Origin of the sequence: Paenibacillus melissococcoides, from assembly GCA_944800085.1 — a bacterium.
GTDB classification, from domain to species: domain Bacteria; phylum Bacillota; class Bacilli; order Paenibacillales; family Paenibacillaceae; genus Paenibacillus_B; species Paenibacillus_B melissococcoides.
The window spans coordinates 79336-99394 of record CALYLO010000006.1; the positions used below are offsets into that span (position 1 = coordinate 79336).

19 protein-coding genes are annotated in these 20059 nt (G+C 53.2%); 14 read left to right on the forward strand and 5 right to left on the reverse strand.

The window, feature by feature from the left end; translation table 11 throughout:
• Positions 1 to 6 precede the first annotated feature (6 nt).
• The 4 genes from citZ to OCY70_RS20710 all read left to right on the forward strand — a co-directional run bounded on the left by citZ (position 7) and on the right by OCY70_RS20710 (position 4089).
• Positions 7 to 1119 (forward strand): citrate synthase, encoded by a 1113-nt coding sequence (gene citZ / locus OCY70_RS20695; RefSeq protein WP_213425967.1) that lies wholly within the window; start codon positions 7 to 9, stop codon positions 1117 to 1119.
• A gap of 153 nt (positions 1120 to 1272) precedes the next feature.
• The gene (gene icd / locus OCY70_RS20700) at positions 1273 to 2571 is read left to right on the forward strand and encodes an NADP-dependent isocitrate dehydrogenase (RefSeq protein WP_213425966.1); all 1299 of its coding nucleotides are present in this window, start codon (positions 1273 to 1275) and stop codon (positions 2569 to 2571) included.
• A gap of 12 nt (positions 2572 to 2583) precedes the next feature.
• Positions 2584 to 3525, forward strand: a complete 942-nt coding sequence (gene mdh, locus OCY70_RS20705; RefSeq protein WP_213425965.1) for a malate dehydrogenase — start codon at positions 2584 to 2586, stop codon at positions 3523 to 3525.
• Between the two features lie 141 nt (positions 3526 to 3666).
• The gene (locus OCY70_RS20710; protein ID WP_213425964.1) at positions 3667 to 4089 is read left to right on the forward strand and encodes a hypothetical protein; all 423 of its coding nucleotides are present in this window, start codon (positions 3667 to 3669) and stop codon (positions 4087 to 4089) included.
• 80 nt (positions 4090 to 4169) lie between these two features.
• Here OCY70_RS20710 and OCY70_RS20715 read toward each other — a convergent pair whose 3' ends face one another.
• The 4 genes from OCY70_RS20715 to yfbR all read right to left on the reverse strand — a co-directional run bounded on the left by OCY70_RS20715 (position 4170) and on the right by yfbR (position 7856).
• The gene (locus OCY70_RS20715) at positions 4170 to 5177 is read right to left on the reverse strand and encodes an ABC transporter substrate-binding protein (protein WP_213425963.1); all 1008 of its coding nucleotides are present in this window, start codon (positions 5175 to 5177) and stop codon (positions 4170 to 4172) included.
• Between the two features lie 187 nt (positions 5178 to 5364).
• On the reverse strand, positions 5365 to 5730 hold the full coding sequence (locus OCY70_RS20720; protein WP_249724392.1) for an iron chelate uptake ABC transporter family permease subunit: 366 nt from the start codon (positions 5728 to 5730) through the stop codon (positions 5365 to 5367).
• Between the two features lie 230 nt (positions 5731 to 5960).
• The gene (gene ytvI, locus OCY70_RS20725; protein ID WP_213425962.1) at positions 5961 to 7097 is read right to left on the reverse strand and encodes a sporulation integral membrane protein YtvI; all 1137 of its coding nucleotides are present in this window, start codon (positions 7095 to 7097) and stop codon (positions 5961 to 5963) included.
• A gap of 129 nt (positions 7098 to 7226) precedes the next feature.
• Positions 7227 to 7856 (reverse strand): 5'-deoxynucleotidase, encoded by a 630-nt coding sequence (gene yfbR / locus OCY70_RS20730; RefSeq protein WP_213425961.1) that lies wholly within the window; start codon positions 7854 to 7856, stop codon positions 7227 to 7229.
• 225 nt (positions 7857 to 8081) lie between these two features.
• Between yfbR and OCY70_RS20735 the strand changes: the two genes are divergently transcribed.
• The 6 genes from OCY70_RS20735 to OCY70_RS20760 all read left to right on the forward strand — a co-directional run bounded on the left by OCY70_RS20735 (position 8082) and on the right by OCY70_RS20760 (position 15374).
• A complete protein-coding gene (locus tag OCY70_RS20735; RefSeq protein ID WP_213425960.1) occupies positions 8082 to 9632 on the forward strand; it encodes a fumarate hydratase in 1551 nt (516 codons plus the stop codon).
• A 289-nt stretch (positions 9633 to 9921) separates the two neighbouring features.
• A complete protein-coding gene (gene pnpS / locus OCY70_RS20740; RefSeq protein WP_213425959.1) occupies positions 9922 to 11733 on the forward strand; it encodes a two-component system histidine kinase PnpS in 1812 nt (603 codons plus the stop codon).
• A 155-nt stretch (positions 11734 to 11888) separates the two neighbouring features.
• Positions 11889 to 12608, forward strand: coding sequence for a response regulator transcription factor (locus OCY70_RS20745; protein WP_213425958.1), 720 nt, complete (start codon positions 11889 to 11891; stop codon positions 12606 to 12608).
• A 506-nt stretch (positions 12609 to 13114) separates the two neighbouring features.
• Positions 13115 to 13426: a CBS domain-containing protein gene (locus tag OCY70_RS20750; protein ID WP_213425957.1), complete on the forward strand. Its 312-nt coding sequence runs from the start codon at positions 13115 to 13117 to the stop codon at positions 13424 to 13426.
• Positions 13423 to 13695 (forward strand): hypothetical protein, encoded by a 273-nt coding sequence (locus OCY70_RS20755; RefSeq protein WP_213425956.1) that lies wholly within the window; start codon positions 13423 to 13425, stop codon positions 13693 to 13695. The genes OCY70_RS20750 and OCY70_RS20755 overlap by 4 nt, the downstream gene beginning before the upstream one ends.
• Before the next feature lie 224 nt (positions 13696 to 13919).
• The gene (locus OCY70_RS20760) at positions 13920 to 15374 is read left to right on the forward strand and encodes a BglG family transcription antiterminator (protein ID WP_283776693.1); all 1455 of its coding nucleotides are present in this window, start codon (positions 13920 to 13922) and stop codon (positions 15372 to 15374) included.
• A 120-nt stretch (positions 15375 to 15494) separates the two neighbouring features.
• Here OCY70_RS20760 and OCY70_RS20765 read toward each other — a convergent pair whose 3' ends face one another.
• On the reverse strand, positions 15495 to 15818 hold the full coding sequence (locus OCY70_RS20765) for a hypothetical protein (RefSeq protein WP_213425955.1): 324 nt from the start codon (positions 15816 to 15818) through the stop codon (positions 15495 to 15497).
• A 460-nt stretch (positions 15819 to 16278) separates the two neighbouring features.
• Between OCY70_RS20765 and OCY70_RS20770 the strand changes: the two genes are divergently transcribed.
• The 4 genes from OCY70_RS20770 to pstB all read left to right on the forward strand — a co-directional run bounded on the left by OCY70_RS20770 (position 16279) and on the right by pstB (position 20048).
• Positions 16279 to 17292, forward strand: a complete 1014-nt coding sequence (locus OCY70_RS20770) for a PstS family phosphate ABC transporter substrate-binding protein (protein ID WP_213425954.1) — start codon at positions 16279 to 16281, stop codon at positions 17290 to 17292.
• Between the two features lie 137 nt (positions 17293 to 17429).
• A complete protein-coding gene (gene pstC, locus OCY70_RS20775) occupies positions 17430 to 18356 on the forward strand; it encodes a phosphate ABC transporter permease subunit PstC (protein WP_197257292.1) in 927 nt (308 codons plus the stop codon).
• Positions 18357 to 18359: 3 nt separating this feature from the next.
• A complete protein-coding gene (gene pstA / locus OCY70_RS20780; protein WP_213425953.1) occupies positions 18360 to 19235 on the forward strand; it encodes a phosphate ABC transporter permease PstA in 876 nt (291 codons plus the stop codon).
• Positions 19236 to 19247: 12 nt separating this feature from the next.
• Positions 19248 to 20048: a phosphate ABC transporter ATP-binding protein PstB gene (gene pstB / locus OCY70_RS20785; protein WP_249724387.1), complete on the forward strand. Its 801-nt coding sequence runs from the start codon at positions 19248 to 19250 to the stop codon at positions 20046 to 20048.
• Positions 20049 to 20059 lie beyond the last annotated feature (11 nt).

Sequence of the window (20059 nt, forward strand, 5' to 3'; positions counted from 1 at the left end):
GGACACATGACAGCGACGAAAGGTTTGGAAGGTATTGTTGCAGCGGAATCGTCGATCAGCTCGATTATCGACGGCGCGCTGACCTACCGCGGTTACAATATCGACGATTTGGCTGAATACGCAACCTTTGAAGAGGTCGTGTACTTGCTCTGGCATGGCAAGCTGCCGAACCGTGACGAATTATCTGCATTACAGAAGCAATTCGATGAGAATGCGGCAATTTCTCCTGCCGTCATCGATCAAATGAGATTGTACCCGTCGAACGCCAATACGATGGCTGTTCTCCGCTCCGCGATTTCCGCCCTGGCTCTGTATGACGAGTTGGCCGACGATATGAGCCGGGAGGCGAATATCGCCAAGGCGGTGAAGCTGCAGGCGAAGCTGCCTACCGTGGTCGCCGCTTATGCGCGGCTTCGCGCGGGCAAGGAGCCGGTGGCTCCGCAAGCCGGCCGTTCCATCGCATACAATTTCCTGTATATGCTGACCGGGGAAGAGCCGGAGGCAAGGGCAGTGAAGGCGATGGACAAAGCGCTCGTCCTTCACGCAGATCATGAGTTAAACGCTTCCACGTTCGCCGCTCGCGTCACGGTGGCGACGCTATCCGACATTTATGCCGGCGTCGTGTCGGCTATCGGAGCGTTGAAGGGACCTCTTCATGGCGGAGCCAACGAAGCCGTCATGAAGATGCTTGAAGAGATCGGTTCGCTCGACCGCGTTGAGGATTACATTCAAGATAAGCTCAATCGAAGAGAAAAGATCATGGGCTTCGGACATCGCGTCTACAAGAACGGAGATCCGCGGGCGAAGCATCTTCAGGCGAAGTCTCGCGAGCTTGGCAGCAAGAGCGGCAATCTTGAGCTGTATAACATGTCGGTGCGGATCGAAGAGATTGTGACCGGTCAGAAGGGGCTGAAGCCGAACGTCGATTTCTATTCGGCGTCGGTGTATACGCTGCTTGGCATTCCGCGCGATCTGTTTACTCCTATCTTCGCGGTAAGCCGGGTATCCGGATGGACGGCTCATATTTTGGAGCAGTACGAGAACAACCGGATTATCCGTCCGCGCGCCGAGTATACCGGACCGGCCGTCCAGCGCTACGTTCCGCTTGCGGATCGATAATCGCCGGACACGGGAAGGAGCAGCGCATAATCGAATTGGCTTGTGCTGCCAGACGGCGGGTTGCTACAATGGAGTTGTGGCTCCCGCCGATCGTATGGCAGATTGAGGCCGCATCGCGTGATGGTGCGGCAATTTACTTAAGGAGGAACGTCCATGGTTCAATTGGAAAAGTTCGAGTTACCTACTGAAGGCGAGAAAATTACAATTCAAGACGGCAAGCTGCAAGTGCCTAATCATCCGATTATCCCGTTCATCGAAGGCGACGGAACGGGCCGCGATATTTGGCGCGCGTCGAAGCGGGTGCTCGACGCCGCGGTCGAGAAGGCTTACAAGGGCGAGCGCAAGCTGGCTTGGTACGAGGTGTTCGCGGGCGAGAAGGCCTACAACACATACGGCGAATGGCTGCCGAATGACACGCTGACAGCGATTCGTGAATATATCGTCGCGATCAAGGGACCATTGACGACGCCAATCGGCGGCGGCATTCGTTCCCTGAACGTCGCGCTTCGCCAAGAGCTGGATCTGTACACCTGCTTGCGGCCTGTCCGCTATTTCAGCGGCGTCCCGTCTCCGGTCAAGCGTCCGGAACTGGTTGACATGGTCATTTTCCGCGAAAATACCGAGGATATTTATGCCGGCATCGAGTACGCTTCCGGATCGGAAGAAGTGAAGAAAGTGATCGCCTTCCTCCAGCAGGAGATGGGCGTGAAGAAGATCCGCTTCCCTGAGACTTCCGGCATCGGCATCAAGCCGGTCTCTTCCGAAGGTTCGAAGCGCCTCGTGCGCGCGGCGATCGAATACGCGATCACTCATAAGCGCAAGAGCGTGACGCTGGTTCACAAAGGCAACATTATGAAGTTCACGGAGGGCGCGTTCAAAAACTGGGGCTACGAAGTGGCCGAGCAGGAATTCCCTGAGCAGACGTTCACTTGGGGCCAATACGATCGCATCAAGGAAGCGGAAGGCGTAGACGCGGCGAACAAGGCCCAAGCCGAAGCGGAAGCTGCGGGCAAGATCATCGTCAAGGACGCCATCGCCGATATCGCGCTGCAGCAGGTGCTGACGCGTCCGAAGGATTTCGACGTCATCGCTACGCTGAACCTGAACGGCGACTACTTGTCCGACGCGTTGGCTGCGCAAGTTGGCGGCATCGGCATTGCGCCTGGCGCGAACATCAACTATGTGACCGGACATGCCATTTTCGAAGCGACGCACGGAACCGCGCCGAAGTACGCGGATCTCGATGTCGTCAATCCGGGCTCCGTTATTCTGTCCGGAGTCATGCTGCTGGAGCATCTCGGCTGGCAGGAAGCTGCTGACCTGATCTACAAGGGCATGGAGACGGCCATTAACAACAAGACCGTAACCTATGACTTTGCTCGTCTGATGGACGACGCAACGGAAGTGAAATGCTCGCAATTCGCTGATCATATCATTAACCATATGAAATAGGGGGTCGACGGAATGGCTATTCGGCGCAGCAAGATTACGGTTGTAGGTGCGGGATTCACGGGCGCCACCACTGCCTTGATGCTTGCCCAAAAGGAGCTTGGAGACGTTGTATTGGTGGATATCCCCCAACTCGAGAATCCAACCAAGGGAAAGGCGCTTGACATGCTGGAAGCAAGCCCGGTGCAAGGGTTCGACAGTCAGATTACAGGCACCTCCAACTATGAAGACACGAAGGATTCGGATATCGTCATCATTACGGCGGGCGTTGCGCGCAAGCCGGGCATGAGCCGCGACGATCTCGTCAACACGAATGCAGGCATCGTCAAGTCCGTCTGCGAAAATGTGAAAAAGTATTGCCCGAATGCTTACGTCATCATTTTGAGCAACCCGGTCGATGCAATGACCTACGCCGCATTCAAGGCGCTCGGCTTCCCGAAGAACCGCGTCATTGGCCAATCCGGCGTGCTCGACACGGCACGATACTGCACGTTCATCGCGCAGGAGTTGAACGTGTCGGTGGAAGATGTGCGCGGGGTCGTGCTGGGCGGACATGGCGACGACATGGTGCCGCTCGTTCGGTACACGAATGTGGGCGGCGTGCCGATCGAGAAGCTGATTCCGAAGGAGCGCATTGACGCGATCGTGCAGCGCACCCGCGTCGGCGGCGGCGAGATCGTGAACCTGCTTGGCAACGGCAGTGCCTACTATGCGCCGGCGGCTTCGCTGGTACAGATGACCGAAGCGATTGTGAAGGACAAGAAGCGCATTCTGCCGGTCATCGCTTACCTGGAAGGCGAATATGGCTACGACCAGCTGTTCATGGGCGTATTGGCCGTACTGGGCGGCGACGGCATCGAGAAAGTGATTGAGATTGACTTGACGCCGGAAGAGCGGGCGGCATTGGACAAATCGGCCGAATCCGTACGGAATGTTATCAAAGTTGTCGCGGGATAAATCGAAATTGTGACAAATATTATAGCGATATGCAGAAAGATGGCCCGAAAATGGCCATCTTTCTTTGTATTCAGAGGGTGAGTCTAGTATAATAGGAACCAATATTACATACTTAACATGACTATGGAGGGAATGTTCCTTATGACCACGGCTCTTTTACTCTTGCATATCCTTGGGGCGGTCGCCATGGGGATATATGCGGTCATTCCGTTTGTCGTTAATAAGCTGAAGCTCGTATCGGCACCGGGACAGGAGGGGCTGCTGCTTGGCGTACATTCCGCGAACCGGATAGCCCAGTACGCGCTGATCGCGCAATTTTTGACCGGAGGCTACTTGATTAGTAAAGGCAGCTATTCCTTGTTGTGGATTATTTTGACGATGGTGGTGTTCCTCGCCATTGCCGCGCTGGGCGGAATTATGGGCAAGCAGATCAAGGTTGCGCTGCAATCGGCGAAGGCCGGCCAGAGCAATACGGCAGCGATTGACAAGACGCAGATGTTTGCCACGCTCGTCTTCATCCTATTTATCATCATGGTTATTTTGATGGTCTACCGTTATATTTAAACCCGGTCGGGGCAGGGAAGGCCGTCCTGTATGTCATGCTGCATGACGTACGGGACGGCCTTTTTTTCTGGCCGAATGCTTTATTTTTTCAATACCATGTCGCGGACCATTTCAAGCGCTTTTTCTTTGCCGAGCGGGAAGGTGCCCAACGACCATGTCGGATTGTCCAGCATATAGACGTGGCCGTTTTTGGCTGCCTTCAGCTTGCCCCAGAGCTCGGATTTTTGCATGTCATCCAGCTTTTTTTGGGCCACGGCCAAATTGTTTCCGTACAGTCCCAAGAAAATATAGTCCGGATCGAACTTGAACAGATTTTCAAGAGAAACAATTTCCACGCTTGACTCCGTCGGGGCTCCTTCAGCCATCGGCAGCTTCAAGTCAGAGAACAAGACATCGCCGAGCAAAGCTTTTCCGTAAATCCGGTATTGCGACGCATTCGTCACGTACAGGGCAAATGTCGCATCTCCGGTGACGGCTTTAATTTCATCGCCGATTTTCTTGGCTTTCTCTTCATATTGGGCAAGCCATTCATTCATTTCCTTTTCTTTGCCCAAGATGCCGGCCATCTCGGGGAAGCGTTCGCGCCACGTGTAAAATTCGCCTTCCAACTGGACTGTCGGCGCAATTTGCGTGAGCTGATCATACAGCTTCTCCGTGCGGCCGCTCGTAATAATCAAATCCGGATTCAGCGCCATCACGTCTTCCACCTTCACGGATCCGGCATCCACCAAGGTTACCCCTTCCAGCTTGTCCTTCAAGTAATCGGGCAGATCCGGGCCGGCTGATGACATAATCGGCTTGATGCCCATAATCAGTAATTCTTCCGTTGCATAGGCAAGGTCGACAACGCGTTGAGGGTTCACCGGAATTTTCACTTCGCCGCGTGACGTCTTGACCACCTTGAAGCCGTCTTCTTGCGTGGACTCCATTTTTTGATCCTCTCTTTTTTCCCCCTCTGCTGCCTTCTCATTTTGTAGAGCTGCGCTCTCTTGGCTGCCTGTTGCCTGGGCGCCTTCCTTTTGGCCGCATCCTGTAAACATAAGTGCCAACACGAATACCAATGTTAGGCTCATCAATCGCTTCATCATTTCGCATTTCCTCATTTCTTCTCTATTTTTATTTCGTGGCCCCATTTTGCCGTTCCATGATGATGATCTTGCTATTTTCCAAGGCATCGCCTCCTTTGGCATGTATGGCAATCTCGCAAGCGTAATAGCGGTTGTTCCTATTCCTAAGCTCCCTGGCGATACTGAATATCGGCCAGAGGTTTATGACCTATGTTTTGGTCTTCATTAAAAGGTAAAGAAAGTAGGGCGCACCCAGCATGGAGATAACAATGCCGACCGGAATCTCGGTCCGGCTCAGCACATTGCGCGACAATCCTTGCAGGATGACGCCCGATACCGCCAGTCCGCACCCGATGAGCAGCGCGATGACCATGCGCGGCATCCGGAACTGGAACAGCAGTGTCTCCTGCTGCTGGGTTCCGCCGCCGAACAGCGTCTTCAATACGTCAAGCGGAGACAACGGGATCGAGCCTGAATTCAGGCTGATTAGAAAGACCGCAATAATCATCGCGGCCAGCAGCCCCAGCAAGAGGGAAGCTCGTCCATGCGAGGTCATCCGGAATGACCGCATCATAGGCTCCTCCCTTCTTTGCGCGCCAGATAGAAGAAGAACGGGACGCCAATGACGGCGGTAACCGCCCTTCAGAATACGGGTATTATATTAGAACGCTGCAAAAATGGGCTGGTGACTTCCATGCTTCCGGTAAGAACGGATTTGAAAGAGATATGGCTGTTGTGACAGGCAAAAAGAGCGCATTCCGGGGGAATGGCGCTCTCTTTGTTGTCCTTGCGAAGCTGCGCTGCTTATTTAGGTGCCGGGGGCGCGGCCGGGAAGAAGGAGCCGGTCATAATATACCGCCAGACATCGCGGAATACATGAGCCCGCTGCAGCGCCGTCAGTATGACAAGGGCGATGATGCCGACGAAAATGCCGATTACCCCGAACAGATGAAGTCCCGCGAACAAAAAGATAAGCAGCATGAGCGGGTTCAATCCGATGCTGGAGCCGTACACTTTCGGTTCCAGGGCGTGCCGCGTGACGAGGATAATCGGCCACAGCACCAGAAGACCGGTACCCAGGAACAGGTCGCCTTCGAAGAAGGAGAACACCGCCCATGGGACGACAATGGCAGGGATGCCGATGAGCGGAATCAGATCGACGATGCCGCCGATAATGGCGATCGTGAAGGCGTACTCGACGCCAAGAACAAGGAGCCCGAGGAAAAAGACGAGTGCGGTAATGCTGGATAAAATAATGTGGCCCTTCACATATCCGAAAATGGCATGCTGCAGATCGCCCATGACGACGCCAAGGGAGGCGCGCACCCGTTCGGGCACCATCTGCTTGCTCGCCGCCGCCAGCGAATTCCACTGCCGGCTGATCAGATAGGTAGCGACCATAATAATGACTGTGATGACCGCCAGCTTGGGCAGGAACAGCACGGTCGCTTTAATAAAGTTGAATAAATAGGCGACGAGGGCCGAGCCGGTTGTCGCGATGGTGCTCGTATATTTCGAAAGGGACGATTGCAGGTCGATCGATGTCAGCGTAGCATTCAGATCGGTCAGAAGCGCTTGGAATTCAGGAGAATGATAGTAGTCATTCAGCCAATCCTTCCACTCTGCAATCTGCTCCTGCACGAGACCGACGATATGCCAGGACTCCGACACGATTTTGGTCGTGAAGACGAAGATCGCGAACGCGATAATCGATCCGAACAGCAGAATGGAGGAGGCTACGGCGGTCCAGCGCGGGAACCTCCATCTTTGCTCCAAAAACCGCACGAGCGGGTTCATCATATAGGCCAGCAGCCAGGCGATCAAGAACGGGTAAATAATCGGGAAGCCATAATAGAATAGCAGGATAGTCCCGACCGTTACGATGGTTACCCATAGGCCGCGAAAAATGCGATGAACCAGTGTGACATTGAATAATGGCATGATGTTCTTCCTTTCTTCCTATCCAACGGCGACAATGTTCGCTGTATTTTTACCTTAATTTTAACAGACCGCGGGATGATTTCCAAAACCATAACATTCCGTGGGATAGGAAGAAGGAACTACTGAAGCCTAGCTGTCGGACAGCGACATTTCGTCCAGCGTCATGTCGAAGCTTGGCGCGAGATGGGTAAGGAGATAGTCGACTTCCTCCAGACCGAGCGCCCGCAATTTGTGTTCAGTCTGCCGGCGGGCTACATCGAATTCCCGGTTGCCCGCCGCCGCTTCGCTTCCGCATTTGAAGTAGGCGTCGAGCAGATCGGCAGCCTTCACATAGCGCTTCAGATCCTCATCGAGCGTCTGATCGATGAGCGGCGCATAGGTCGGCTGCAGCTCGGCCGGAATCATGCCGATAAGCCGCTCGGCAGCCAATTGCTCGATCTCGCGGAAATTGGCCAGAATGCGGGTATTGTGATGCTTGACCGGCGTCGGAATATCGCCCGTGAACACTTCCGTCGCGTCGTGGAACAGCGCCATCATGACGGCACGGCCCGTATCCAGCGCTTTGCCGTACACCTCATTCCCGATCGTGCACAGCATATGGGTCGTCATCGCCACGTGGAAGCTGTGCTCGGCCACATTTTCCTTCGTTGTATTGCGCATCAGGCTCCAGCGCTCGATATGCTTCAAGCGATACATGTAGGCAAAAAAATGATGTCCGCGCGGGCCCTCGGCTTGCGCCTCGTCCTTGGTTGGATCCATAGGTTCTCATCCTTTCCGGCATCGCGTCGAGCTCCGCATAACTTCGTCCGGAAGTCTTCGACAGACGCTTCTATTATGCTATTATATTACTATAGGAAGCGGATTCACGCCGCATGCGGCATGTCGAATCGGCCGAAGCAGAGAAGATAGAGAGGAACCCGACATACAGCCAGATCATTGCAGAGAGACAGCGGGATATTCGAAGAGAGGGGCTTGGGTTTGCTTATGAAATCGTTTTTGCAGAGCGTATATGATTTGATCGTGGAGACATCAACCAATCTGCCCGGCGATGTGCGCAAGGCGATCCGGGAAGCGCAAGCGCGCGAGGACGCCGCCACGCGCGCCGGACTGTCTCTGGGCACGATCGCCCGCAATATTGCGATGGCGGAGACGAAGGTATCCCCCATCTGCCAGGATACCGGCATGCCGACGTTCATCGTGCATACTCCGGTAGGAGCGAATCAGATCGTCATGAAGCGGGACATTGAGGAGGCGGTGAGCCGCGCGACGAGGGAAGGCAAGCTCCGCACCAATTCCGTCGATTCGCTGACGGGCGCGAACAGCGGAGACAACCTCGGCCCGGGAACCCCGGTCATCCACTTCGAGCAGTGGGAGCGCGATGATATCGAGGTGCGCCTTATCTTGAAAGGCGGAGGCTGCGAGAACAAGAACATCCAGTACAGCCTGCCGGCGGAGCTGGAGGGCTTGGGCAAGGCGGGCCGCGATCTCGACGGCATCCGCAAGTGCATCCTGCATGCGGTCTATCAGGCGCAGGGGCAGGGCTGCAGCGCAGGCTTCATCGGTGTCGGCATCGGCGGCGATCGGACGACGGGCTACGAGCTGGCGAAGCAGCAGTTGTTCCGCCGCGTCGATGATACGAATCCGATCGACGAGCTGCGTCAATTGGAAGAATATATTATGGACAAGGCGAATCGGTTGGGCATCGGCACGATGGGCTTCGGCGGCGAGGTCACGCTGCTTGGCTGCAAGATTGGAGTCATGAATCGGCTCCCGGCCAGCTTCTTCGTATCGGTCGCTTACAACTGCTGGGCCTACCGGCGCCAGGGTGTCCTGCTCGACAGCGCGAGCGGAGAGATTAAGGAATGGGTGTACGAGCGCGGCAGCGAGCTTCCGATGGACAGCGCGGCCGATGAGGCGGCAGGAGCGGCGGAAGAAGCGGGAGCGAAGAGCGAGAGCCGCCGCATTGTGCTGAACACGCCGATCTCCGAGGAGCAGATTCGTTCCTTGAAGGTGGGGGACGTCGTTGTGATCAACGGGGAGATGCATACGGGGCGCGACGCGCTGCACAAATATTTGATGGACCACGATGCGCCGGTCGATCTGAACGGGGCGGTCATCTATCATTGCGGCCCGGTTATGCTGAAGGATGAGGAAGGCTGGCATGTCAAGGCGGCCGGACCGACGACGAGCATCCGCGAGGAGCCGTACCAGGGCGATATCATTAAGAAATTCGGGATTCGCGCCGTCATCGGCAAAGGCGGCATGGGAGCGAAGACGCTGGCCGCGCTGCAGGAGCATGGCGCCGTCTATTTGAATGCGATTGGCGGGGCGGCTCAATATTATGCGGAATGCATGAAGCAAGTGAAAGGTGTCGATTTTCTCGAATTCGGCATTCCGGAAGCGATGTGGCATCTCGAGGTGGAAGGGTTCGCGGCGATCGTCACGATGGATGCGCACGGCAACAGCCTGCATGCCGACGTCGACCGCAGCTCGTTCGAGAAGCTTGCCCAGTTCAAGGACCCTGTCTTTGTATAAGCAATTATTCTTACATCCCTGGTCGCGGACCGGGGATTTGTTTGTTTAGCGTCATTGCGGGCGGAAGCAGGGTGCGTTTCGCGAGAAGTGTATTTTGGCGCCGAGTCTGCTCTGCTATCGGGCGGCGGAATGATAATGTTCACCGGAAGGGAAGAATAGCCGAGAGCGCGCTGCCTTTCGGGGCGAAGGTTTACCAAACCTTTACATAAGACGGTCTAGCCAAACGGCGCAGCGGTCGGTAGGATGGAACATAGACCTACAACCTCGAGAATGAAGTGGAGAGATGCGCATGTCGCGGTTTCGCACGCGTTTGACTTTGATTTTTGTGCTGGTGATCGGGATATCCGTGACGGCAGCCGGCATTTATATGGCGTCCACCTTCAAGCACAATCATATCCGTCAATTAGAGCAGAATATGTCCCGGGAAATCATGCTTATCGAGCAGACGCTCGCCTGGATTAAGCCGGGCAGCCTGGACGACATGATTGCTTATTACAGCGGCTGGGCGCGCAAGCTTCATGACAGCGCGGACGCGCGCGTTACCTTTATTCTGGCTGACGGCACGGTCGTCGGCGATACGGATCATAAGGCTGCCGAGATGGACAATCACCTGTCGCGGGAGGAGATTGTGAAGGCGGGGCAGGAAGGAATTGGCTCGAATATCCGTTACAGCGAGACGCTGGGCCAAAATATGCTCTATGTCGCCAGTCCCGTTCATACGGCCAATTTCGACGGGTATATCCGTCTGGCGATGAGTCTGGAGCATGTCGAGAGCAGCGTCAGGGCGCTGTGGGCGTATTTGGCGCTTGGCCTGGCGGGGTTATTCGTTATCGCCGGCATCGTCAGCTACCGGATTGCCTTCAATCTGACCCGTCCGATCGAGAACATGACCCGCGTCGCGATGCGCATCGCCCAGATGGACTACAAGGCGAGAGCCCAGGCTGCGGGGAAGGACGAGATCGGGCAGTTAGGGACGGCCATCAATGCGATGGCGGAAAGCCTCCAGGTGCAGATGTCGCAAATCCGCGAGAACGAGAGCCGGCTGCAGACGGTCATGGAGCATATGATTAATGCGATCGTGATGGTCGATGCGGAAGGCAAGGTGGCGCTCCTGAACCGGAAGGCCGAACAGATTCTCGGCATTCGCAGCCGGGAATGGCTCGGGCGCCCGTTCAGCGAAGTGAGAGCGCCTTATGAGATGCAGCAGATGATGGACGAAGTCGAGGAGAAGAAGCTGCTGCGCCATGAGGAGTTGACGATTTACTATCCGGAGGAGCGCCTGCTGGATGTGACGGTCGTCCCGGTGTATTTCACCGATCAGGAATGGGCGGGTATTCTGCTGGTGATGCAGGACGTCTCGGAGATTCGGCGGCTGGAACGGATGCGGACCGAATTCGTGGCCAATGTGTCCCATGAGCTTAAGACGCCGATCGCCGCGGTCAAGGGCTTCGCCGAGACGCTGCTGAACGGAGCGATGCATGATCCGGAGACTGCGAAGTCCTTCCTGCACATTATTCAGGAGGAGAGCGAGCGCCTGAATCGGCTGATCGGCGACATTCTCGAATTGTCGAAGATCGAAGCGAAGCGGGCGGTCCTGCAATTTTCGCCGGTGGAGCTCGGGACCTTTCTGGAGCAGACGGTGGAGATGCTGCGCAAGGAGGCGGCAAGCAAGCGTATCGAGGTCCGCTTGGATACCGAGCCGGACCTGTATGTCGAGGCGGATGAGGACCGGCTGCGCCAGATTATGCTCAATCTGCTGTCCAACGCGATTAATTATACGCCGGAGGGCGGACAGGTGAAGATAGGGGCTGTGGCGCTGCATGACCCGGATCAGGAGGAACGGATCCGGCTGACGATCGCCGATACGGGCATCGGCATTCCGAAGAAGGATCTGCCGCGGATCTTCGAGCGTTTCTACCGGGTAGACAAGGCTCGCTCCCGCGTATCGGGCGGAACCGGGCTGGGGCTGTCGATCGTGAAGCATCTCGTCGATGCGCATGGCGGAACGATACGGGTGGAGAGCGAGTTGGGCGTTGGCACGACGTTCACAATCGAGCTTCCCGTGCTTCAGGAGTGGTCGCCGGGCGGGACAGAGCAATAAGCGCGGGCCATAACCTTGTCAAGCCCGCCGTACCGGCGGGCCGCCATGAAAAAAACGTCGCAGCGGCAAGGGGAAGTGTGTTACGATAGGGTTGCGAGTATAAGCGTGAATCGGTATAGGCACAAGGGATAGGAATTGACTTTCGGAGGATAATCATGTCTGAACGAAAAGTATTAGTCATCGAGGACGAACCGACATTGGCGCGGTTATTGTCATATAATCTGACCTTGGAAGGGTACGATACCACGGTGATCGATCACGGCTCCCAAGGGCTGCAGGTGGCGCTGCACCGCAAGTTCGATCTTATCATACTGGATATTATGCTGCCGGGGATGAACGGCTTCGAGGTGCTGTCCAAGCTGAGACAAGCCGGCGTCCGCACGCCCGTCATCATTTTGACGGCGCGCAATGCGGAGGAAGAAGTCGTGCAGGGCTTGAAATGCGGGGCGGACGACTACATTACGAAGCCGTTCGGCGTCGCTGAGCTGCTGGCGCGCGTCGGCGCCGTGCTGCGCCGCGCATCGAGCGACGAGCCGGCCGAGACGGAGGAAGCGGACGACAAAGTCATTACGATCGGCGATCTGCGCATTTATCCGGAGAAGTATGAAGTGACGCTGCATGATGAACTGATCCCGCTGCGGCCGAAGGAGTTCGAAGTATTGCTCTATCTCGTCCAGCGTCCGGGCATGGTCATTACCCGCGACGACCTGATGAACGCAGTATGGGGCTTCGATTACATCGGCGGACAGCGGACGGTCGATGTCCATGTCAGCTCGCTGCGGAAGAAGCTGGAGATGAACCAGCGCTCCGTCCAGATTGATTCGATTCGGGGCGTCGGCTATAAATTAGTCCATCATAAGAAGACGCAGCAATAAAAAACAGATTTAGAAGAAATGAAAAATTTCTTCTAAATCTGAGAATTAGACGTTCAAGCTGGAAAAAATCAGTTTTCCAATAAATTATCGAATGCAGCTTGCAGACGTTGGATCAATTTATGTAACACGGTGTCCATATCTTGCTCTTTCATGGAAGAGGGAATTCATCCCTTCGCTGCCGCCGTCCTTGACTCACTTTTTGCGATTCCTCACTGTTTATCATTAGGATCAACTTCCAAGCCACTTCATGATATCGAGTCGTTTTTGATATCGCGTATATATTCCTTTCAAATGAAAGAAATCCCCGTAGTTCATCCATGAGCGATGCCTTGCTTCCGTCATGCCGCTTTTCGTGTTACTCCCTGACGATAACCTCTCCACGTTTTATTGTTTTGCGAAGGCTTTAATCCGCTCCTGTTGAATGGCCAAGCTTTTCCCGCTTTCCCCATTTAGGGTGCTGCTATATGACAATGCCTATGTTATCTCGCATGAACACGGGTTCCTCGATGAACGAACATCGTGCCGCCGCCCGGGAGTACGACGATTTGGTTCATGACGCACCGGCGATTGATCCGCAGACTCCGATCGAGGAGGTGGAGCGAATCTTCCTGTCCGATTCCTCGCTGCGCTGTCTTATTGTCGTGGACGGGACGAGGCAGCCGACCGGGATGGTGATGCGCGAACGGTTCCATGAGGGGATGTATGACAGCCTCATTTTGACACACGGAGGGCAGTATGCCGGCGTCCTGTCCGCGAAGCAGCTGTCAGAGCTCTCCAGCCGCGTGCGCCGCAATGCGGATCGCAAGCTGGCCATGTGACGAAGGCGGGTACCGGCCAGATCGAGGAGACGCTGGGCCAGATGATTCAAGCCTTGAATCAGGCGGTACATACGGGGGAGCGCACCCGGGAACAGGTTGGAATGACCGCAACGGGGGTGGAGGCGGCATGCGGGCGATTCGAGCAGCTGCTGCAGGCTATCGCGCATAATCAGGAGCGGCCGGCGCAGATTGACGCCTGCGCGCAGCGCGTGGAGCAGCGGGCGCAAGCAGCGCATGCGGAATTGAAGCGAATGGCGGAACGGGATTGAAGGCAGAACCCTGTGAAAAAACGTCGCTGGAACACGGGGAACTATGTTACGATAGGGTTCCGAGTGTACGGGAGAACCGGTTGAGGCCCGGAGAGGTTGTAAATTGACTTTCGGAGGATAATTCATTCTGAACGAAAAGTTGCACTCATTGAAGACGAGCTGTTATATAATCTGACCTTGGAAGGCAGATTCGATAGGCTGGACGAAATCGCTGAAGGTGAATCATGATGGAAAAGGATATTAGTCGTAAAATCAAATTGTTGAAGATTCTTGCTGAGGAAAAGAAGTGGTTTACTCTCTCTGAACTTGAACAAAAACTAGAGTGTTCCAGTAAAACAATTCGAAAGGATATATCAGTTCTCAATGATTTATTGCCGCAAAACGCTTCTATCTATTCGAAAAAGGGAAAAGGGATCAAATTGGCCATACCCCAAGATCAGACCATATGCGAAGTCATATCCAGGTTATCTAAAAAATCCCTGACTTTTTTAGCTCTTCAGAAGTTTTTGGAAGGAACAGCGCCTACCATTACCTCTTTGTCCGAAAAATTATATCTTCCTGTCTCTTCAACGAATATGGTCCTAAAAAGGGTTAGTAAATATATTGAAAAATTTGGTTTATCACTTGAGAAAAAACCTTTAGGAATCACAGGGGATGAGTTCCAAATCATCTTAATGTTTTCTGAACGCTATTTGGAGGCTTTTACGGAGGAAGAATGGCCGTTTAAAGAATATAGGAAAGAAGTGCTTCTAGGTTATATTTCTTATATTGAGAAAAAATTAGGTATTATATTTTTTACGAACGACAGAAAAAGATTCGTTTTTATTATGGCCATTCTTTTTATCCGCAGGAAGCGAGGGCATAGGGTAAAATTTAACGAATGTATAATGAAAAATACAATTGAGACCCCGTATTATAAAGAAATATTTGAAAGGGGCACAGATGAAAAAAGGGATGCCATTCATTTTTTGACGATTGAGGAGAAAGTATTATTAGTAATCATCGTAAAATTATCCAGATACATAAGCGTAAATCAAGCTAACTTAAGGCGGGAAGAACTGAAACTGTATAAGGAGGGAAAAATACAAGCTTATGCTTATATGAGTGAATTTATTCATATATTGGAAAAAGAAGTAAAGGTTGATTTAGCAAGCGACGAAGATTTTGTGTATGGTATGGTTGATTACTGTAGACATACCTTTTATAAATTAATGTTTCTCCCGAAAATAATGATGCCGGAAAAGGAGACTTGCAAGTATATAAAGAAGACTTACAAAAAAACATTTCTGTCAGTGAAAAAAGCATATAACGAATGGGCGAAGAAACTGGAAATCTTAGATTTGCCTGATGAAGAAGCCGCAAAAGTAACGATGCGGATAGCGGCAACCGGGCGGTTACAAAATATGAACAAGAAAAAAGTGCTGCTAGTTACAGGGGAAGAGAAAAGCTGGGAAATATATATGAAGAGCTGGATTAATAAAAAGTTCGACGGAAAACTAGAGATTATAGGCGAAGTGGATAGAAAAATGATTGAAGGCGACATAAAAAGCATGGACATTGACTTTATTATTACTACAATACCGCTTAATATTAATTTTCATTCCATTGTTCATGTATCCCCTATCCTGCAAGAACGTGATTTTAATGAAATTGAAATATTTGTCAATCAATACGGATAAACCGGTCTTTTTATCCTTGCAGGGCTCCGGTTCGTCACGCTGACGGGCACTTTGATAGAAAAAGACGCTTCCATCCCCCTTTGGCGCGGGGGTGGAGGCGTCTTGACATATGCGGCCTCATCAAAAGCGTAATCCCGAATATAGAATCAGTTTCGTCTTAGAGTCAGTGCTTGTTATAACGTACTCTTTTTTTTCTAAATAAACTTTGCACTTCTTGTCATTGATTTCCCAATCCTTTATCAAAAAGGTTTTCTTTTTTTCTAAAAAAAACTTGCATTTTTTAATATCTATTTCCCAGTCGTTTATGATAATTTTTCCTAACTGGAAGTACAGGTTGACCACTTTATGGGACCGCGTGCTTAAAAACTCACTTTCTAAAATCACTCTAATATTTTCCCTATTTGAAATTTCTGATCTAAAATCTTGAATCGTAACTTCTTCCATAATCTCACCTAAATTCATTATAAAAAATACAGTGCTGCCCCGGTAAAATTGATTTTCATCCTAAAAATGAATTTACAAATCAACAATATTGGGAATTTCTATGACACTATAACATACTGCAGAAAAATGTGACTTACTGCTTTTTTCTCTTATTAAGGGGATTTTTTTGCTTACTCCTCGGGATTAGCACATGGTCTCTCGTTTATATGTTCATTTTTCCAACCGTCGCCACGAAGCATGTCGAGCTGAGTCATGCCTTTCAGGCAGCGGTATGGCGGATCCGTTGGAAGACGTTGCTGAACTGTTTTATCTGCGTCCGCTCGTACCAGCCTTTGAATTTTTACACTCCGTTAACATACTTCCAAATCAGGCTTAACAAACAAGCTGTAAGATTCAGATTGTAAGGCAGCAAGCGAACTTATCGGAAAATGAGAGATCCAATTCAAAGGAGTGAATTCACTTGAAAAAGTGGGGCAAACAAATCATGCTGCTGACTGTGGTAGCAGTCATGGCATTCGCGCTGGCGGCATGCGGCGGCAAAAAAGAAGATACCTCGAACGCAGCCGGCAATACGGGAACAGAATCAACGCAGACGAACAACGCTAACAATACGGAATATCAAGGCAGCGAGGACAAATTGTCCGGCACGATCGAAATCGACGGTTCCAGCACGGTCTATCCGATGACCGAGGCGATTGCGGAAGAATTCGGCAAGGAGCATGGCGATGTCCGCGTCTCCGTAGGAACGTCCGGCACCGGCGGCGGCTTCAAGCGGTTCATTGCCGGCGAGACGGCCATCAGCAACGCATCCCGTCCAATCAAGGACAAGGAAGCGGAAGACGCGAAGGCGAACGGCATCGAGTATTTGGAATTGACGGTTGCTTATGACGGCTTGTCCATCGTCGTGAACAAAGACAATACTTGGGTCGACAAAATTACGATCGACGAGCTGAAAAAAATCTATGAGCCGAACTCCAAGGTGAAAACGTGGTCCGATGTGCGGGAAGGCTGGCCGAACGAGGAGATCAAAATCTACTCTCCGGGGGCCGACCATGGAACATTCGACTATTTCACGGAAGAGGTTAACGGCAAGGCGCAAGAAAGCCGCAACGACGGCCAGATTACGTTCAGCGCGGATACGAACGCTATCGTGCAAGGCGTAGCCGGAGACAAAAATGCGCTTGGCTACTTCGGATACTCCTTCTTCGAGGAAAATCAAGACAAACTGAAGCTCGTTCCTGTCGATAACGGAACGGCGACGGTCGCTCCTACGCTGGAGACGATTAAAGACGGAAGCTACTCGCCACTGTCCCGTCCGCTCCTTATTTACGTAAGCAAGAAGCAGTTGGAAAAGCCGGAAGTGAAGGCTTACGTCGAGTACTACCTGCAGACGGCAGGCAGCATCGCCGAAGAAGTCGGCTATGTGCCGCTGCCGCAAGAGAAATATGACGAGCAGTTGAACCAGTTGAAGTAATCGCCGGAATTCGGACGCAGCAGTCATACACGATGATGAACGTGTGATGTCTCTTCTCCTTATGAATTAGGGACATCACATTTTCATAGCGTGATTGTTAACGAATTGTAAATGAAGCTAAAAGTGAGGTTAAGCATATGCAGGCGAATGTCCCGCAACAAGAAGCGAAGCTGACGTTCCGTAACCGCAGAATGCATTTGTCGGACAAAATCGTGCCGGTGCTGCTGTTCTTGTGCGCGGCCGTCTCGGTTCTGACGACGATAGGCATCGTCTATACGTTATTCTCGGAGACGTGGAACTTTTTCTCCCGCGTCAACATCGCCGACTTCCTGTTCGGCACCCGATGGAGCCCGCTCATTCAGCCGAAGGAGTTCGGCATTCTGCCGCTTATCGGCGGGACGCTGCTGGTTACGCTCATCGCTTGTCTGGTCGCTATCCCGATCGGGCTGGCGAGCGCCATCTATCTGAGCGAATACGCGCCGGATCGCGTCCGCAAGATCGTCAAGCCGGTTCTGGAAGTGCTGGCTGGCGTGCCAACCATTGTATACGGCTATTTCGCCCTGACCTTCGTCACGCCGATCATTCGGGAGATCTTCCCGAGCACAGGCGTGTTCAATGCGCTCAGCGCCGGAATCGTCGTCGGCATCATGATTATTCCGATGGTCTCCTCCTTGAGCGAGGACGCGATGACGGCAGTGCCGCGCAGCCTGCGCCACGGGGCTTACGCCCTCGGGGCCACTCGCTTCGAGGTGGCGCTCAAGATTGTCGTGCCGGCCGCTTTGTCCGGCATCGTCTCCTCCGCCGTGCTGGCCTTCTCGCGGGCGATCGGCGAGACGATGATCGTGACGGTAGCCGCAGGGGCGACCCCGCAGTTGACGTTCAATCCGCTGGAGAGCATTCAGACGATGACCGCGTATATCGTGCAGGTCAGCCTCGGCGACACGCCGCATGGATCGATTGAGTACGGCACGATTTTCGCCGTCGGCATGACGCTGTTCATCATTACGTTTCTGCTTAATATATTGGCGCTTTGGGTTGCACGCCGGTTTAGGGAGGAATATTGACAGATGGCGATGTTACAAGACGCGAACCGCAAGCAGATTAGCACCCGGCGGAAAATCGATTTTTGCCTTCACATTCTTTTTGTTACCGCTACATTGATTGGGATCGCCGCGCTGATGGCGCTGCTCGTGAACATTATGATGGACGGCTTGTCCCGGCTCAATATCGATTTGTTCACGAACTACCCGTCCCGCCGGCCTGCCGCCGCCGGGATGAAGTCGGCGATTGTCGGTTCGATTTATATGGTGCTCATCATGGCGCCCATCTCCTTCATCCTTGGCGTGGGGGCGGCCATTTATTTGGAGGAATACGCGAAAAAGAACGCTCTTACCCGGTTCATCCAATTGAATATCAGCACATTGGCGGGGGTTCCGTCGATCGTGTACGGAATTCTCGGGCTCACGATTTTCGTGCGCGGCATGGCGCTGGACCGCAGCCTGCTCTCCGGATCGCTCACGATGACCTTGCTCGTGCTGCCGATTATTATCGTATCCGCCCAAGAGGCGATTCGCGCGGTTCCGAAGACGCGGCGCGACGCTTCGTTCGCGCTCGGCGCGACCAAATGGCAGACGGTCTCCCGCTCGGTCATGCCATCGGCTATCTCCGGAATACTGACCGGGGTTATCCTGGCCTTGTCCCGGGCAATCGGCGAGACTGCGCCGCTCGTGATGATCGGCGCCCTGACATTCGTCGCCTTTCTTCCGAACAGCATTATGGATCAGTTCACCGTTATGCCGATCCAGATTTTCAACTGGGTATCGCGGCCGCAGCTGGCGTTCCATGAGTTGGCCGCAGCGGGCATCATCGTGCTGCTGGCGCTGCTCATCGTGATGAACCTGTCAGCCGTGCTGCTCCGCAACAAATATCAGAATAACAGATAAGGAGACGATCGTATGACGACGGCGGCGATAACGACGAATCCGGGAACCGTGACGGATTTGAAACCTATCATTAACATAGACAGCCTGAATTTGTATTACGGCACCTACCACGCGCTCAAGAACGTGTCGATGACGATTCCCGAGAAGGCGGTCACCGCGTTCATCGGCCCTTCCGGCTGCGGCAAGTCGACGCTGCTCCGGACGCTGAACCGGATGAACGACATGATTCCAGGCACGCGCATCGAGGGGCGGGTAGAGATTGCCGGAACCAATATTTACAGCAATGAAGTCGATGTGGAGACGCTGCGCAAAAAAGTGGGCATGGTCTTTCAGCAGCCGAACCCTTTTCCGAAATCGATCTATGATAATATTGCTTATGGACCGCGGCTCCATGGCATTCGCAACAAGGCGAAGCTCGATGAGATCGTCGAGCAGAGTCTCCGTTCCGCCGTGCTGTGGGATGAAGTGAAGGATTATTTGAAACGCTCGGCATTCAGTCTGTCCGGGGGGCAGCAGCAGCGCCTCTGCATCGCGCGCGCGTTGGCGGTGAACCCCGAGATTCTGCTGATGGATGAAGCGACATCCGCGCTGGATCCGATTTCGACGCTGAAGATCGAAGAGCTGGTACAGGAACTGAAGCATCAATATACGATTGTCATGGTTACGCACAATATGCACCAAGCCGCCCGCGTGTCGGATCAGACCGTCTTTTTCCTCAATGGGGAAGTGGTAGAGTTCGATCAGACGGAGACGCTGTTCTCCAATCCGAGCGACAAGCGGACGGAAGATTATATTACGGGACGCTTCGGCTAAAAAGGAGAGGA